Below are 16,014 nucleotides of genomic sequence, written 5' to 3' on the forward strand. Positions count from 1 at the left end.
CCTGTTCCTTGTGTTGAGTTGGTACTTACACTATGTCGGAACTTTTGGGGGAAGGCAAGTGTTTTTTGATTAACGTTGATTTGACAAGGATTACCAAGGATGGAACTAAGAAACTTTGGACATTACGAATAATTTGAAGGAGTGATTTGCAATGGCAAAATTTTCCGATATTAAGGGGTTCGTTTTTGATCTCGATGGTGTAATTACTGATACCTCCGTTTTCCATAGCCAAGCTTGGCATCAGGTTGCTGATAAAGTTGGTGCCCCTTGGTCAAAGAAATTAGAGGATGGTCTAAAAGGGATTAGCCGGATGGATTCATTGGAAATGATTCTCAAGGCCGGCAACCTTTCAGACAAATACACGGACGATCAAAAAGTCGCATTGGCAACCGAAAAAAACACAAATTATCTAAAATTGGTTGATCAAATGACACCTGATAATATTCTTCCCGGCATCAAAGCCTTTTTAGATGAAATCAAAGATCACGGCTACTTGTTATCTTTGGCCTCCGCTTCCAAGAATGCGCCAAAGGTATTGGAAAAGCTGCAACTAACTGACTATTTTCCAAAGATTGTTGATCCTAAAACACTTTCGAAAGGTAAACCGGATCCGGAAATCTATTTGAAGGGTGCCGAATTAATTAAACTAAAGCCAGAACAGTGCATCGGCGTTGAAGACGCGGCTGCTGGCGTTGCTTCAATTAATGCAGCCGGTGAAACATCAATCGGCATTGGCGATAAACAAACTTTAAAAGATGCCGATATCAATTTTGAAAACACAAGTGAAATGACATTAGCTAATATTCAGAAACAAATGGCTTAAACAAAAAATAAACGCAGGATCGATGAAAATTTCGATCTTGCGTTTGTTTTTTTATTTAATCAGCCCATAGTGTCGTAACCCATTCACAATCCCGTGATTAATATTTGAGGTTGTCACAAACGACGCCTTGGCTTTAACATCCGGATGACCATTGCCCATTGCAACCGGGTAATCAACCTCTTCAAACATTTGCAAGTCGTTTAGTTGATCACCAAACGCGTAAGATGGAATGTTATCCAGGTGGGCTTTGGACAACATCGTTTGAATACCGGTTTGCTTGGAAACTCCCCAGTTCATTGTATCCAAACAACGTGGATTATTTCGAACTAGTGATAATTTTCCCTTAAAATGATCCTGGTAAAGCTTATCTTTATCATAGTTAAAGACGTTCAAGAAATTAACCTCGTGGGTTTTGTAAAATGTCGGATCAACGTGGGGTGTTAACCGTAATAACCGATAATTTACTTTGGTTAAATCATTTTCAGCCGTTAATGCAAAGGTTTTATTATTATAAAATGAAATGACATCCCCCTGCTTTTTAGCAAAATCAAGGATTTCTTCAATAACCTCGTCACTAATTTTTTCAGCCTTTAGTTTTTTCCCTTCGTATTGAACGTAGCTTCCATTGGCACTTACTAAAGAATCAATTCCGGTTTCATCAATAACGTACTGAATTTCAAAAATATTTCTGCCAGTCGAAATAATTGGCAAAATATTATTTTCACGTAATTCGTTAACTGCTGCAATATTTTCTTTCGAGACATTTTTTTCATTATCAAAAAATGTCCCATCCAAATCAACAAATACAACCGCTTTATACATTAAGTTCCCTCCATTCGATTCGCTATCTTTATTGTACTACTTATTTAAAATCTCCTCGTGAAAAGCAACCTGCAAATTTCTTCGGATTTTGATAAAGCACTAAATTGACCGGCATCTCTTTGACGACTCGTGAACTTGAAGGCCCTTTAACTTACAGATGTTGTATCAGTTTATTTTGTGATACACTATATATTGTCTATTTTATAAAAAGAGGGGCTACCATGGTGATAATAACAGCAGGAATGATCGGTGTCGGCAAAACAACTTTAACAGGCAAGATTGCAGCACATTTAGGAACTAAAGCTTTTTTTGAACCGGTTGGTGATAACCCTGTCCTGCCACTTTACTATTCTGATCCAAAGCAGTACGGTTTTTTACTACAGATTTATTTTTTAAATAAACGATTTTCGATGATTAAAAAAGCCCTCGGTGATGATAACAATGTCTTAGACCGTTCGATCTACGAAGACGCGCTTTTTACCCGAGAAAATAACGCGGATGGTAATATCAGCGATACAGAGCTGTCGGTGTATCTCAACCTGTTAGATAATATGATGACAGAGTTACACCAATTACCAAAAAAGGCGCCAGACTTGCTCGTATACGCGGATAGCGACTTTGAAACCATTAAGTATCGGATTAAAAAGCGGGGACGTGATTACGAACAGTTTGACCACAATCCCGAGTTGGAAAATTACTATTATCGGATGTGGCAGGCTTATCAGAAATGGTTTGAGGCATATCATGTCAGTCCTAAGATTAAGATCGATTTACAAAAATACGATCTCGCTCATCCAAAAAATGTTGACTTGGTTCTTAACAGGATCGACCAAAAGCTAGCCGAAATCCGGCAACCTCAAAACAAGGCCATCTAAGCTTTTTCGCGTTTCTAATAGGGTCAATTTTAAAAGACCTGTCAGTCAGGTCTTTTTTTCATGGCATGATAATTACGATTAAGTCTGTCGTAACTTGATTCGGCCCGATGAGGCTTCAAACCAAAGGACTCGGTTGGAAATTAAATAATCAATCCGATGCCGATACCACCATCCGGGGACACCCAGAGGGCCTTCTTCAATGGTTTTTTCAATTACTGATGCAATCCGGTTAAAATGAGTTGATGTCACGTGTGGCAACAAGAACCGGTCATAAAAATTAATTGGCTGACTCATTAAATAACCGTTTATCATAATACGCAATGGTGTATTGTCCCGGCGAAGGTCACGCCACAAATAGCTGTAAGTAAGACAGATATTTCTAGATAGCAGCTGCTCTGTTTTTAAGCAATCATGATAGACAAAATCAAATAAGGAAGCGTCTTCAAAGTGACTCAATTGAAATTCAAACGGATAATTTTTAAAAATCAGCGGAACATGAACGAAAGTGGCTGAAACCAACTGATCTTTTAAATAATCACATAACCAGGCAAATCCACAACTCTCATCGGGCAAATCAGTCCACCAAATTCGCAGCGTCTCCCGCTTACCAATTGCCTCATCCAACTCGCTAACGCCGTCATGAATTGCCTGGTCCCATCTGTCGATTGTTGACCCAGCTTCATGAGCACTTCGAATTTTCAATAAGGTCCTCCGAGTTTCAAATAAATCAGCTTGAGCAATGTCCCCCAACCCGAGTAATAAAGGTAACCTGATGACTTGTCGATTGATGTGATAGGTCCTGTAATATTGTTTCAAGTTATTGGCAAAGTAATCACTAAATACAACATCAGCCACGTTGATCCCTCATTCTTTCAAAAAATTGCCGAACGATTCGAAAAGACGACTTTGAAAAGTATAACTGTTTTGCCCGAGTAATTGCAACCATCAATGATCAATTTCAACTAAAAAGCCGTGTGAGCTGAAACAATTCTTTCAATTGTTTTAACCACTCGGCTTTTAGATTATCCTGACTAATTCGTAATAAAATCACAAATCACGCGTTAACTTTTTTCTATCGCGATGAACCACAAAGACATCACAAGGTGCATGAGCTATCACAAAAGCTGCTGTTGACCCTAACGTTAATCGGCTGAAAAAGTTAACACCTGTTGCGCCAATGACAATCGCATCCACATGATGCTCCGTCACCAATTCAGTTGCCAACAAGGACTTAGGATCGCCGTAAGTTACTAATGCATCAACGTCAGTGACCCCAGCCGCTCTTGCCTGTTCAGCGTATCCGGCAACTAATTTTTCAAACCGCCTTTTCAAATTTTCGATAGTTATCGGATCGATATTGCCAAAACCGATTGAAGCTGATTTTGAAACGCCAATAAAGTCCCGATTATTAATCACCGCTACGATGGTTAATTTGGCAGCATTACGTTTTGCCACCGCAATCGCTTTTTTAACGGCTTTGGCAGCAGTTTTGGACCCATCAACGCCAACCAGCAGATGATGATAGTTAAATGCCAACATTTATACCACCCCCATCGACGATTACTTCGCAGTTAGTTCATAAATTGATTGGCCATAAATCGCCATTGCCTTTAACAAATCGTCAATCGGCTGAAACTCGTTAGCTTGATGCATGGTGTCTTCAGTTCCTGGGAATAAGGCACCAAAGGCAACCCCGCGTTTCATCATTCGTGCATAGGTACCGCCACCAACAACTTCCGGTTTAACATTTTTTTGACCAGTTTGCGCCGCATAAACAGCCAATAAGGTCTTGACGATGGGATCTGTGGGGTCAACATAGTGCGGTACCATGTGACTAAGTTCTTTGATTTTCCCAGATAGATTATCCGTTACCTTTAACAATCTTTGCAAAATCTCAGTGTCGTCAGTTCCCTTAGGGTAGCGGAAGTTGGTATTGACCAAACCACCCTTTCGGAAATCAAATTTCATAATGCCAACGTTCATGGTTAGCTCTCCCATAACATCGTCAACGTAGGCTGCCCCAATTTTATGAGCCCGGGTATCATCGTGCAGATAATCCGCGATCAGTGAGAGAAAGCGTTTAGCATCCCCCTTAAAGTTAAACTGATTTAAGAAAGCCGCCAGATACGTCCCGGCATTAATCCCGTTTTCCGGTGCCATTGCATGCGCTTGTTTACCAATCAAATGAACGGCAATTCCGTCACTAGTTGCTTTAATGTCACCAGATAATGGATTCTTATCCAAAAAGTCCGTGAAGGCATCAACAAAGCCCTCGTTATCATCCGTTTCAACCAGTGCAGTTGCATTTCCCGGAACCATATTAGTCCGCAACCCTGAATTAAACGACTTAAGGGTATACTCAGTTCCGTTAGAATTGCCAAAGGTCACTTCGTAAGTCGCATTTCCCTTTTCACCATTGATCAGTGGAAATTCAGCATCCGGCGAAAAACCAAGTGTCGGTTGTGGCTCTACTTCAAAGTAGTGTTTCATTCCGGTCCAATCACTCTCTTCATCCGTTCCAATGATTAACCGAATCTTCATTTTGGGAACAATCCCATTATCTTTTAACATTCGCAGACCATAATAAGCTGCCAAGCCGGGGCCTTTATCATCCGACGTTCCTCGGCCATAAAGCTTGCCATCTTTTTCCGTCATCACAAACGGATCAGTCTCCCAACCATCTCCAGCCGGCATCACATCGGCATGTGATTGAATCGCAAAGGTATCGTCACCCGAACCATATTCAATATAACCAACTAAATTATCCAAATTTTTAGTGGTAAATCCGTCTCGTTCACCAAATGATAAAAACTTAAGCAAGGCTTTGGCCGGGCCCTCACCTAACGGATAATCATCACTTTTATTAGCGTCATCCCGAACACTTTGGATACTGATTAATTCTTTCAAATCTTGCAAATACTGGTCACGATACTTCTTTGCCTGTTCTTGCCAATTGATTGTCATTAATTTTCTCACTCCTGTCATCTTATGATTATATTTTAGCACATCTCACCAGGCATGTAGGATTGGTACCGGGCAGTGGCCCCGCTTAAACGGTCTCTTAAAATTCATTTGCTCAAAGCACCCGTTGATAAATTGCAATGGTATACTGAAATTGAGATTATTTTTGATATGGGAGGGCTTTTTAATGAAAAAAATTACAAATCAAATCTTAAAAAAAGTAATTCGTCAACGACCAGCGGACAGCTATAAGGGAACTTACGGGCGAATCGCCCTCATCGGTGGCAGTCAAAACTTTGGCGGCGCAATTATTATGGCTTCATTGGCAGCCGTGTACGCCGGTGCCGGCTTGGTAACGACCATTACCGATCCCACTAATCAGACCAGTTTACACGACTGGTTACCGGAAGCGATGTTTGTTGATAATCACGATTTTAAAACAGCTGCCCCGATTATCAAGGGAGCCAATGTGATCGTCATCGGTCCTGGCTTGGGAACAGATAACCTGGCCCTATCGCTTTTAACTCGAACATTCGAATTGGTCCACGAAAATCAAACACTGATTGTCGACGGATCAGCATTAACCTTACTGGCACACAATCATCTATCATTGCCAAAACCGTCGTTAAATATCCTCACACCTCACCAAATGGAATGGCAGCGGGTTTCCGGAATTAAAATTGCTGACCAGACGCCAACGGCCAATCAAAAAGCAGCAACGGCCCTTCACGCAATTGTTGTCATCAAATCCCATCGAACTGAAGTTTATGTGAACGACACCGTTTATCAAAATACGGGTGGCACTCCTGCTCAGGCAACCGGCGGAATGGGTGATACACTTGCCGGAATGATTGGCGGTTTTACGGCCCAATTTTCAGACAAAGCAAAAGCAACTTTGGCAGCCGTTTATACGCATAGTGCCATTGCTGATAAATTAGCTAAAAAACAGTACGTCGTTTTACCACACCAAATTAGTGAAGCCTTACCAAAGTTTATGCTTAAGAATCAGGCAGAAAACTGATTAAATCAGAGAAATTCAACTTCAATCCACCCGCTTAAACAATCATTTTTGGTTAAGTGTCGATAGACTGTAATCAAAAATTATTGTCACGAGGGTGGATTATGCACTAAAATATGATTATATGTGTTAAAAATCGTAGAGGTGAAAAGTTTGTGAGTAAAAAGAGAATTGAGTGGATTGACGTGGCCAAGGCAATCGGAATTGTCGCGGTTGTCTTTGGTCACGCCATGACTCGTCATGGAACCATGTTTCATTTTCTTTATTGGTGGCACATGCCGATCTTTTTCATTATGGGAGGCTTTTTCTTAAAACCAATTGTTAATAATAATTGGTGGGGGTTTATCAAAAAAAGAATCATTCCATTGCTGATTTCCTATCTGATTTGTGGTGGCGGTTTAATTATCCTGTCACACTTCATCAGAAAGGAGAGCTGGTCGTATACCGCCTTTTACTTCGTCAGATTACTTTGGGGTGGCCGAACACTTAATCACTACCTCAGTGTTTTCTGGTACATTAACGTTTATTTATTGGCCTTAGTACTCACGTCAATTGTGATTACATACGTAAAAAGTCGTGAATATCAAATTATCATTGCCTTTATTTCGTTAATTGTTTCAACCAGTTATAAACACGTCTGGTTCTTTCATTGGAAATATATTCCTTGGGACTTCGATGTGGCGTTCATCGCCCTATTCTTTATGCTATTTGGATACTTATATTTCCACAAGATTCAGCAATTCGTTAAAGATTTATGGATCATGATTCCTTGTGCCTTAATCACTGGTTGGATTTTCTGGATGCAGCATATGGATCGATTTAATTTTGCTTTTTATTTAAAATCGAAAATTATCCACGCAACCTTCCACCATATTCCGATTTCACGGGTTTCCTATATCCTATTTATTCCAATCCTTATTTGTTTGGTGGTCTTCAGTTTCAGTTACTACTTCTGTCAATTTTTCCCACAGGTTGTCATCAAGCCAATTCAATTACTGGGGCAACAAACGCTGGGAATTATGTACCTGCATAAAGCCGTGATTGATATCGTAGACGAAATGGGTTATCAGAGCGCCATTATGGAAACCATCTTGGCAGTCATCATTTCATTTGCACTATCACTGCTTTATAGCTACGTCAAACGAAAAATTAAACAGCCTAAGCCAAAACCGGTCAGTTAACAATTTTAACGCAAAAAAGCGATGTTCAATCCTGCATAGTTGGGAATGAACATCGCTTTTTTCATATTCTAAATTTTAAATGACTAGGAGATTATCCAACAACAATATTGACAATCTTATTTGGCACAACGATCACTTTTCTAACCGTTTTACCTTCTAAATGACGTTTAACGTTTTCGTCAGCCTTGGCAGCTGCTTCAACCTTATCTTTGGCTTCATCACGCGCAATCGTCAAATGTGACCGCACTTTACCATTCACCTGAACGACCATCTGAACAGTGTTCTCCACCAACTTGCTTGGATCATACGTTGGCCACTTTTCATAAGTGATCGTCCCATCATGGCCAAGCAACTGCCATAATTCTTCGGCGATATGGGGAGCAACTGGTGACAGTAACTTAACGAACCCTTCCATATACTGAATTGGCAGTGCGTCCTCTTTATAGGCATCATTAACAAAAACCATCATTTGAGAAATCCCCACGTTAAACCGCATATGGGAAAAGTCATCCGTCACGACTTTAACAGTCTGATTATAAACTTTGTCAAGGTGACCATCATTAATCGTCGTCACTCGATCACGTAAATGATTATTGTCATCAATCATCAACCGCCATACTCGGTCCAACCAATGGTGGGCACCGTTAATGCCCTCCGTACTCCAAGGCTTGGCCGCGTCGATTGGTCCCATGAACATCTCATAAACCCGCAGCGTATCGGCACCATATTCATTAACAATGTCATCGGGGTTAATCACGTTTCCCTTGGATTTTGACATTTTTTCATGGTTGGTTCCCAGAATCATCCCTTGATTAACTAATTTTTGGAAGGGTTCTGGTGTTGGCACAACTCCCAAATCATAAAGGAATTTATGCCAGAAGCGAGCATAGAGCAAATGCAAGACAGCGTGTTCCGCACCACCAACGTATAAATCAACCGGTGACCAATACTTTAATTTTTCAGGATCGGCAATCGCATGATCATTATGTGGATCAATGTAACGCAACCAATACCAGGAACTACCAGCCCACTGTGGCATCGTGTTGGTTTCACGTTTACCTTTACGACCATTTTTATCAACGACATTCACCCAGTCGGTCAGATTAGCCAGTGGACTTTCTTTCCCACCAGAGGTCTGGATGTCTTTGGCTTTTGGCAGTCGAAGTGGCAACTCATCTTCGGGTACCAAAGTGGTTTCGCCATCTTCCCAATGAATGACTGGAATCGGTTCGCCCCAGTAACGTTGACGACTGAAGATCCAATCGCGGAGTCGGTAATTGACTTTCTCCTTGCCGGCATGGTGTGCTTTCAACCAGTCAATTGCCGCTTTGATGGCGTCTTCCTTATTCATGCCATCCATAAAGCCGGAATTAAAGTGCGGCCCATCACCAGTATAAGCAGCATCTTGTACATCACCGCCTTCAATGACGGGAACAATTGGCAGGCCAAATTTTTTGGCAAATTCAAAATCTCGATCATCGTGAGCCGGCACTGCCATAATGGCTCCGGTTCCGTACGATACTAACACATAATCACCGATCCAGATTGGCACCTCTTTGCCATTGATCGGATTAATTCCGTAAGCACCGGTGAAGACACCACTCTTATCCTTGTTTAAATCTGTTCGTTCCAGATCAGACTTTCGAGAAACCTGTTCTTTGTATGCAGCTACCTCTGCTTGATGTTCCGGTGTTGTAATCTGATCTACCAACTCGTGTTCCGGAGCTAAAACCATGTATGTAGCGCCAAATAAAGTATCTGGTCGAGTAGTAAAAACTTCAATTTGTTCATCTTCATGACCCTTTACTTTAAAGAAAACACTGGCCCCACGTGAACGACCAATCCAATTACGTTGCTGTTCCTTAATACTTTCAGGCCAGTCAACCGTATCCAAATCGTCAATCAGCCGATCTGCATAAGCCGTAATTTTAAGCACCCATTGACGCATTGGAACTCGATAAACCGGATAACCACCACGTTCAGTCTTACCATCAACCACCTCTTCGTTGGCTACCACGGTTCCTCCCATAAAGTCAGGCGCCCAATTGACCTCAATATTATCTTCATAAGCCAATCCACGCTTATATAGCTGTTCAAAAATCCACTGTGTCCATTTATAATAAGCTGGATCCGTTGTATTGATTTCCCGATCCCAATCATATGAAAAACCTAAAGAACGGATCTGACGCTTAAAGGTCTTGATATTTTGGGCTGTAAAACTCCGCGGGTTATGGCCGGTTTTTAAGGCATACTGTTCGGCTGGTAATCCAAAGGCATCCCATCCCATTGGGTGAAGGACATTTTTCCCCTGCATTCGGGCCATGCGCGCCATAATATCGGTTGCCGTATAGCCTTCCGGATGACCAACGTGGAGTCCCTGACCTGAAGGGTACGGGAACATATCCAATACATAGTACTTATCCTTGCTGGTATCATCTAACGTTTTAAATGTTTTGTGTTCTTTCCAGTAATGTTGCCATTTTCGTTCAATTACTTCATGATTGTATGCCATTTTTGCAACGTCCACCTTTCAAATTTTCAAAAATTAATGAAAAAAGCCCTATAAGAAGCCATAGCAAGCTTCCTATAGGACGATTAATCGCGGTACCACCTATATTCTTAATATCGACTACGGATATTAAGCACTCGATAACCGATAACGGCGATTAACCGACCTGGTCTACTTAATTCAACCAGACATTCGACGATGAGTTCATCAAAAATCAATCCGGGTTTCCAGCAGCCACTCGGTTTCTAAAATTAATTTTAGATTACTAATTCGTCTCTTCATTTTCACTAATATTGAGATTATTGCCTATTATCATAACAAATCATTCTTCAAAAAACAATACATCGCAGTGCTATAATAAATTGTATCCCAATTCAAATGAAAGTAGCGAGTTAATTAATGATAAGATTACGACAACCAAAGTTTTTCTTGGGAAGTATTTCCCTCATAACTTTTCTGATTTTTTTAACCGGTGTTTTACTACATGCTGACTGGATCAGCACTTTCGATCATCAAATCGGCCAACTCGTCAGAAATGAAGCAACGCCACAACTAACCGTTTTAGCAATCCACTTTACAAAGCTGGTAAACGTTGTGCCGGTGATTTCTTTTACGATTGGCGTCACGTTAATTTTGGCTCTGGTTGGAAAACTTCGTGCCGCTGCCTTTTTAATGATTAACAGTCTTGGCTTGGCCGGACCGATTAACACATTAGTTAAGCATCTCGTTAATCGCCCACGCCCCTTGCTACATCATTTGGTCATGGTTCATTCTACCAGTTTTCCAAGTGGTCATTCAATGAGTGCCATGATGATCGGCGGCAGCCTGATCCTAATTGCTAATCGCTTACTTAAGAAGAAAAGCAGTCGATTTATTTTTGGTTTGCTTGTCGGCCTCCTAATTGGCCTGGTTGGTCTCAGTCGGATTTACGTAGGCGTTCATTTTGCCAGTGATGTTGTTGGTGGCTGGTCTTTGGGGCTCTTTTTACTATTGCTCAGTCAATTTATTTTCAATCGATTTTTAGGAGGGCTTTTATGAACCGTTTACCAAATGGGCTTACATTTAGTCATCAACTTTTAAGAGAAGCCGTTGCATCAGGCGACAACGTCATTGACGGCACCGTCGGCAACGGTCACGATACCCTGCTTTTAGCAACATTAGTTGGGGCAGCCGGCCAAGTTTATGGCTTCGATATTCAAGAACCCGCCATTCAAGCAACTAAGCGTTTACTAACTCAGCACAAGATTGACCCCACGATTGTCAAGCTCTATCAGAAAAGTCATGCTGAAATTGACACAGTTTTGCCAACGGATACGCCAATTTCGGCAGCAATTTTTAATTTAGGGTACCTACCCGGTGGCAGTAAAGCCATTATTACCAAGCCTGCCTCAACCTTAGTTGCTATTAAAGCTTGCCTAAAGCATTTAAAAAAATTCGGTTTGGTAATTGTCGTCGTTTATTACGGTCACCCAGGTGGGCTGGCAGAGAAGCAAGCGATCTTAGACTTTTGTCAAAAATTACCTCAAAAAAGGTATAGCGTTTTGAACTACGGGTTTATTAACCAAGTTCATGAACCACCCTTCGTCCTTGCAATCCAAAAAATTAATTAAGCGGATGTGGGATCTTACTTATGAGCAAGGTAATTAATGGGTGCGGTGCTGTCGATCAAACCAATTTGTCACGTACGCAATTAGAATTAAAATTAAGCCAACAATGAACACATGGTGCAACGATTCAAATAAAATCATTCTCAGTTTGGGCAAAATTGCCCCGGATAATTGGTTCGCCGTTTGTGGGTTAATTAATTTATCCATCATTTTCAAAGTTGCGCCATCAGTTTGGCGAACTCCTCTCAGCATCGTCATATTCATCACAATGCCAAATACCGAAATCATCAGTGTCTGACCCAACGTTCGACATAGTGTATTGAACGATGTGGCCACACCGATTTCTGTCGACTTAACCACGTTTTGGACGCTGATAATTGACGTCGTTGTTGTCATCCCAAAACCCGTGCCACAAATCGTTGAAATTAGTAAGAAGGCCGTAAAGGGAGTATACGCGGGGATCAGAACCATCGTGACGGCACCAACTAAAATAAATGCCAAACTAATATTGATGATCTGATTTGGTGAATATTTAACCAGTAATTTACCGGCAATAAAGGACCCCACAATCCACATCAATGAACTGGGTGTGACAGCAAACCCCGCCATTGAAGCTTGTAATCCTAAGATTCCCTGGGTCCAGTCAGGTAAGTAGACTTCGTAGGCAATTAAAAAGCCACTCATCAATGCAATAATCAAATTTTGGACCACAAACGTTCGATTTGCAAAGAGCCCCATTGGAATGAGCGGATCAGTTGCCAGCTGTTCCTTTCTAATAAACATGATAGCGGAAACAATGGTTAAACCGGCACAAATGGCCACAATTCGCCAATCAATCGGTGTTTGACCAATTATTTGAAAAGCATACATCACCGCTAATAACATAACGGTTAGCCAAACGGTGCCACCAATATCCATTTTGCTGTCAATTTTTCGTCGTTGTTCATGTAGAAAAAACTGAATCATTAATAACACAATAATCCCAATTGGCAAATTAATGAAAAAGATCCAATGCCAGCTTAGGTTATCAACAATGAAACCACCTAATAGCGGCGCAATAACTGAGGCGATTCCCCAAGCCGAACTATTCAACCCTAACACCTGGGCTCGCTTTTCCAAAGGGTAAATGTCAGCAATAATCGTATTGGCAACTGGCAAGATGGCGCCACCACCAATTCCCTGAATCGCCCGCCAAAGAATTAGCACAACCATTGAATTTGACAAACCGGACATCACGGACCCAATAATAAAAATCGTTGTGCCAACCATAAAGATTGGTTTTCTGCCAATACTATCCGCTAATTTACCATAAATGGGTGTAGCAATGGCATTGGTCAGCAGAAAAATCGAGAAAACCCAGTTCATAAGTGATACACCGTGCAGATCGCCAACGATGGTCGGCATTGCAGTCGAGACGATTGTTCCCTCAATTGCACACATAAATGTCGCGATAAACAATGCGATCGTCACAAAAATTAAATTTCTTCTTGAAGCAATGGCAGTCATTAAATGACCCCTTTCATAATTTAGTTCTGATTAATTTTTAGACAGAAAAAAGGCTGGTACAAAAAAGCATTTGTACCAGCCCCAACCCACGTAATTGAATACGTAATTAAAATATTAAATTATTGATTAAAGTACTTTTTAAGTGCCTCAACTTTATCAGTCTGTTCCCAAGGCAGTTCAATATCAGTCCGACCAAAATGGCCATAAGCCGCTGTTTGCTCATAAATTGGCCGCTTTAAGTCCAGCATTTTAATAATGCCGGCCGGCCGCAAATCAAAGAGGGCTCGCGTCGCATCAATCAATTTTTCTTCAGAAACTTTGCCGGTGCCAAACGTATTGACATCAATTGAAACTGGTTTAGCAACCCCAATGGCATAAGCTAATTGAATTTCAACTTGATCAGCTAAATGAGCCGCCACAATATTCTTTGCAATATACCTAGCTGCATAGCTGGCTGATCGGTCAACCTTGGTGGCATCTTTGCCGGAGAAGGCGCCGCCGCCATGATGAGCATAACCGCCGTAAGTATCAACGATGATCTTTCGACCGGTTAACCCGGCATCGCCTTCCGGACCACCAATGACAAATCGACCGGTTGGATTGACCAGATACCTGGTTTGATCATCCAAATATTTAGCAGGAATAACTTGCTTAATAATTTTGTTGATGACATCCTCACGGACCTGATCCAACTCAACACCATCCGCATGTTGGGTACTTAAAACAACGGTATCAACTCGAAATGGTCGATTGTCATCGTCATACTCAACCGTGACTTCTGCTTTGGCATCAGGACCAAGATAGCTGATCTCACCGCTTTTACGCAGTTCAGCCTGCTTGCGCATCAGCTTATGGGATAGTGCAATTGGTAAGGGCATTAATTCAGGTGTTTCGTTAATGGCATAGCCAAACATCAACCCCTGATCACCGGCCCCAATCTTATCAAACGGATCGGTTTGGCCGTTTCGCTCTTCCAAAGCTTCGTCAACCCCTTGAGCAATATCTGGGGATTGTTCATCAAGGGCAACGATGACAGCACATGAATCACCGTCAAAGCCGTACTTACCATCACAGTAACCGATTCGTTTAATTGTATCACGAACGACTTTTTGAATATCAACGTATGCCTTGGTGGAGATTTCACCAAATACCAGCACCAACCCGGTCGTAACCGAAGTTTCGCAGGCAACCCGGGCATCCGGGTCCTTTGCTAATAAGGCATCCAGAATGGCATCACTGATTTGATCAGCAATCTTATCCGGATGACCCTCTGATACAGATTCCGAAGTAAATAAATGTTTTTCGCGCATTTTATTTTCCCCCTATATTTTTTTAGGTTACAAGGCTTCTTCACGCTAACCGTGAATCCTATCGGGAACTCATAACTTCACTATATTATCATAATTTGACAGCTTTTGGAAGCTTAATTCTACAAGTGTCGCCAGTTAAGTCAATTAGTCATGGCAGTTGATCCATTGACCACCCCATCAAAAACCAGTAGGATTGATTTTAGAAATTATTAGATTGAAGGTGATACTTTGACAATCAAGAGATCTGAAGTCAGTCAATTATTGATTCAGATACTGGTCCCAGTTTTAACTTGGATGCTTTTTTCACAAGTTCGGCTGGGAGCCTTTTTTACCAATCACCAGTTGAGTTACCTGCTTTTACTCGCGTTGAGTTTTTCGGCTTTACTGAGCCAATTGATTTCTGGTAAAAGAAAGCCGATCATTTTTATTGCGGCTGACACCGCCTTTTTATTGTTATGTCTAAAAGGCGTTTTTAGTTCTGATTCATTTAACAGTTGGCTCCTACTACTGGATTTTGGCTTGGCCAATCTGCTTATTTTGACCAACATCGTTAAGGAACCCCACTGTCGATGGATCATTTATGGGTTAATTAATGGCAGTGGCATTGTTTTTTTGTTTAATATCACCGCTCATCATTACTTTTCCCTTGAATCGCTTATGAGTCTAACGTTATTAATTTTTGTCAACATTTTCTTTTCCGCCCCAATTTTCATGAAATCAGGCAATCGGCTGTCACGCTTAATTATCATGGGACTAATCTTAGCAATTTGCTTAAGTCTTGCATTAGCACCGCTTAAAATTTTAATCATTGGGGCAATTCTCGGTCTCTACTTATTTTTGGATTGGCACATTAAGCTTAACAAAAGCGCTCAACAGTCCAATATCGCCATTTTTTGCCTGCTTTGTTTCTCATTAACCGCTTACCTCTAATCAAATGTTAAGCTTTTCTTTACTTACTTTAATTTTGTGCAAAATCCGTCTGACTTTTAATCCAGTTGCTGATTAACATGTTACGATACCTAATGATTAATAAATGACGGGGGACACATTCATTGAACATTAGAGTAATTGGCGACATTCGCACCGGTAAAATTCAGCCTTCGTTAACCGGAAATGCCATTGTAGACGACGCGTTAATCCAGAATTTTTGTAATGAACTTCGGCATCAGGTCACCCAAACTGACCGCTCAATCAACATTATTGCTGAACATTTTTTTAATCCGACCATTCAAACGGATGATCTCATTTTAATGGATCGTCGAATTTCAAATCTTCTCCCCAATGATATTCGGACTAAATATCGAATCATCGATGTTGATCATAATGACTTGGTACGCGGTAATGTTGTTAAGGTTTTAGACAGTTTAAAACACCTCAATCAGGATTCCTAGATGTAGACTTT

The 16,014-nt window shown here is 41.2% G+C and carries 15 protein-coding genes, 1 riboswitch and 1 other annotated feature; of the genes, 8 read left to right on the forward strand and 7 right to left on the reverse strand.

What is annotated here, in order from left to right; all coding sequences use genetic code 11:
* Nucleotides 1-151 precede the first annotated feature (151 nt).
* Nucleotides 152-823 (forward strand): beta-phosphoglucomutase, encoded by a 672-nt coding sequence (pgmB, locus tag ED605_RS11835; protein ID WP_121979100.1) that lies wholly within the window; start codon nt 152-154, stop codon nt 821-823.
* A 51-nt stretch (nt 824-874) separates the two neighbouring features.
* Here pgmB and ED605_RS11840 read toward each other — a convergent pair whose 3' ends face one another.
* Nucleotides 875-1,645, reverse strand: a complete 771-nt coding sequence (locus tag ED605_RS11840) for a Cof-type HAD-IIB family hydrolase (RefSeq protein WP_121979101.1) — start codon at nt 1,643-1,645, stop codon at nt 875-877.
* Nucleotides 1,646-1,866: 221 nt separating this feature from the next.
* Here ED605_RS11840 and ED605_RS11845 point away from each other — a divergent pair, with 221 nt between their 5' ends.
* Complete coding sequence (locus tag ED605_RS11845; protein WP_121979102.1) at nt 1,867-2,520, forward strand: deoxynucleoside kinase; 654 nt, start codon at nt 1,867-1,869, stop codon at nt 2,518-2,520.
* A gap of 78 nt (nt 2,521-2,598) precedes the next feature.
* Here ED605_RS11845 and ED605_RS11850 read toward each other — a convergent pair whose 3' ends face one another.
* The 3 genes from ED605_RS11850 to pepV form a co-directional block, all read right to left on the reverse strand.
* Nucleotides 2,599-3,375, reverse strand: a complete 777-nt coding sequence (locus tag ED605_RS11850) for a DUF1835 domain-containing protein (protein WP_121979103.1) — start codon at nt 3,373-3,375, stop codon at nt 2,599-2,601.
* A gap of 192 nt (nt 3,376-3,567) precedes the next feature.
* Nucleotides 3,568-4,059 (reverse strand): universal stress protein, encoded by a 492-nt coding sequence (locus ED605_RS11855; protein ID WP_121979104.1) that lies wholly within the window; start codon nt 4,057-4,059, stop codon nt 3,568-3,570.
* Between the two features lie 21 nt (nt 4,060-4,080).
* On the reverse strand, nt 4,081-5,484 hold the full coding sequence (pepV, locus tag ED605_RS11860) for a dipeptidase PepV (RefSeq protein WP_121979105.1): 1,404 nt from the start codon (nt 5,482-5,484) through the stop codon (nt 4,081-4,083).
* A gap of 184 nt (nt 5,485-5,668) precedes the next feature.
* Between pepV and ED605_RS11865 the strand changes: the two genes are divergently transcribed.
* Nucleotides 5,669-6,502 (forward strand): NAD(P)H-hydrate dehydratase, encoded by an 834-nt coding sequence (locus ED605_RS11865; protein ID WP_121979106.1) that lies wholly within the window; start codon nt 5,669-5,671, stop codon nt 6,500-6,502.
* Nucleotides 6,503-6,654: 152 nt separating this feature from the next.
* Nucleotides 6,655-7,680: an acyltransferase family protein gene (locus ED605_RS11870; RefSeq protein ID WP_225419131.1), complete on the forward strand. Its 1,026-nt coding sequence runs from the start codon at nt 6,655-6,657 to the stop codon at nt 7,678-7,680.
* Nucleotides 7,681-7,771: 91 nt separating this feature from the next.
* On the opposite strand, the gene leuS is transcribed toward ED605_RS11870, so the two are convergent.
* Nucleotides 7,772-10,192 (reverse strand): leucine--tRNA ligase, encoded by a 2,421-nt coding sequence (gene leuS / locus ED605_RS11875; protein WP_121979108.1) that lies wholly within the window; start codon nt 10,190-10,192, stop codon nt 7,772-7,774.
* A gap of 72 nt (nt 10,193-10,264) precedes the next feature.
* Nucleotides 10,265-10,477: a binding site (T-box leader), on the reverse strand.
* A 111-nt stretch (nt 10,478-10,588) separates the two neighbouring features.
* Here leuS and ED605_RS11880 point away from each other — a divergent pair.
* Together ED605_RS11880 and mnmM are read left to right on the forward strand one after the other, a co-directional pair.
* Nucleotides 10,589-11,227 carry a phosphatase PAP2 family protein gene (locus ED605_RS11880; protein ID WP_121979109.1) on the forward strand — a complete coding sequence of 213 codons (639 nt, stop codon included), beginning with the start codon at nt 10,589-10,591 and terminating at the stop codon, nt 11,225-11,227.
* Nucleotides 11,224-11,799, forward strand: a complete 576-nt coding sequence (gene mnmM, locus ED605_RS11885) for a tRNA 5-(aminomethyl)-2-thiouridylate-methyltransferase MnmM (RefSeq protein WP_121979110.1) — start codon at nt 11,224-11,226, stop codon at nt 11,797-11,799. Before ED605_RS11880 ends, mnmM begins: the two co-directional genes overlap by 4 nt.
* Nucleotides 11,800-11,832: 33 nt before the next feature.
* Here mnmM and ED605_RS11890 read toward each other — a convergent pair whose 3' ends face one another.
* Nucleotides 11,833-13,302: an MDR family MFS transporter gene (locus ED605_RS11890; protein WP_121979111.1), complete on the reverse strand. Its 1,470-nt coding sequence runs from the start codon at nt 13,300-13,302 to the stop codon at nt 11,833-11,835.
* A 119-nt stretch (nt 13,303-13,421) separates the two neighbouring features.
* A complete protein-coding gene (gene metK, locus ED605_RS11895; protein ID WP_121979112.1) occupies nt 13,422-14,612 on the reverse strand; it encodes a methionine adenosyltransferase in 1,191 nt (396 codons plus the stop codon).
* A riboswitch (SMK box riboswitch) is annotated at nt 14,610-14,692 on the reverse strand. Its footprint overlaps the gene before it by 3 nt.
* 148 nt (nt 14,693-14,840) lie before the next feature.
* On the opposite strand from metK, the gene ED605_RS11900 reads away from it, so the two are divergent.
* Together ED605_RS11900 and ED605_RS11905 are read left to right on the forward strand one after the other, a co-directional pair.
* On the forward strand, nt 14,841-15,542 hold the full coding sequence (locus tag ED605_RS11900; protein ID WP_225419132.1) for a hypothetical protein: 702 nt from the start codon (nt 14,841-14,843) through the stop codon (nt 15,540-15,542).
* A 122-nt stretch (nt 15,543-15,664) separates the two neighbouring features.
* Nucleotides 15,665-16,003, forward strand: a complete 339-nt coding sequence (locus tag ED605_RS11905; protein WP_121979113.1) for a hypothetical protein — start codon at nt 15,665-15,667, stop codon at nt 16,001-16,003.
* The last annotated feature ends 11 nt before the right edge of the window (nt 16,004-16,014 follow it).

The sequence above is a fragment of the Lentilactobacillus raoultii genome (genome assembly GCF_900411375.1).
Classification (GTDB): domain Bacteria; phylum Bacillota; class Bacilli; order Lactobacillales; family Lactobacillaceae; genus Lentilactobacillus; species Lentilactobacillus raoultii.

Excerpts from the sequence above, each read along its gene's own strand:
- ED605_RS11845 (WP_121979102.1), top strand. The coding sequence starts at position 1,867 with ATGGTGATAATAACAGCAGGAATGATCGGTGTCGGCAAAACAACTTTA.
- leuS (WP_121979108.1), bottom strand. The coding sequence starts at position 10,192 with ATGGCATACAATCATGAAGTAATTGAACGAAAATGGCAACATTACTGG.
- ED605_RS11855 (WP_121979104.1), bottom strand. The coding sequence starts at position 4,059 with ATGTTGGCATTTAACTATCATCATCTGCTGGTTGGCGTTGATGGGTCC.
- ED605_RS11840 (WP_121979101.1), bottom strand. The coding sequence starts at position 1,645 with ATGTATAAAGCGGTTGTATTTGTTGATTTGGATGGGACATTTTTTGAT.
- pepV (WP_121979105.1), bottom strand. The coding sequence starts at position 5,484 with ATGACAATCAATTGGCAAGAACAGGCAAAGAAGTATCGTGACCAGTAT.
- ED605_RS11865 (WP_121979106.1), top strand. The coding sequence starts at position 5,669 with ATGAAAAAAATTACAAATCAAATCTTAAAAAAAGTAATTCGTCAACGA.
- metK (WP_121979112.1), bottom strand. The coding sequence starts at position 14,612 with ATGCGCGAAAAACATTTATTTACTTCGGAATCTGTATCAGAGGGTCAT.
- ED605_RS11890 (WP_121979111.1), bottom strand. The coding sequence starts at position 13,302 with ATGACTGCCATTGCTTCAAGAAGAAATTTAATTTTTGTGACGATCGCA.
- mnmM (WP_121979110.1), top strand. The coding sequence starts at position 11,224 with ATGAACCGTTTACCAAATGGGCTTACATTTAGTCATCAACTTTTAAGA.
- ED605_RS11880 (WP_121979109.1), top strand. The coding sequence starts at position 10,589 with ATGATAAGATTACGACAACCAAAGTTTTTCTTGGGAAGTATTTCCCTC.
- pgmB (WP_121979100.1), top strand. The coding sequence starts at position 152 with ATGGCAAAATTTTCCGATATTAAGGGGTTCGTTTTTGATCTCGATGGT.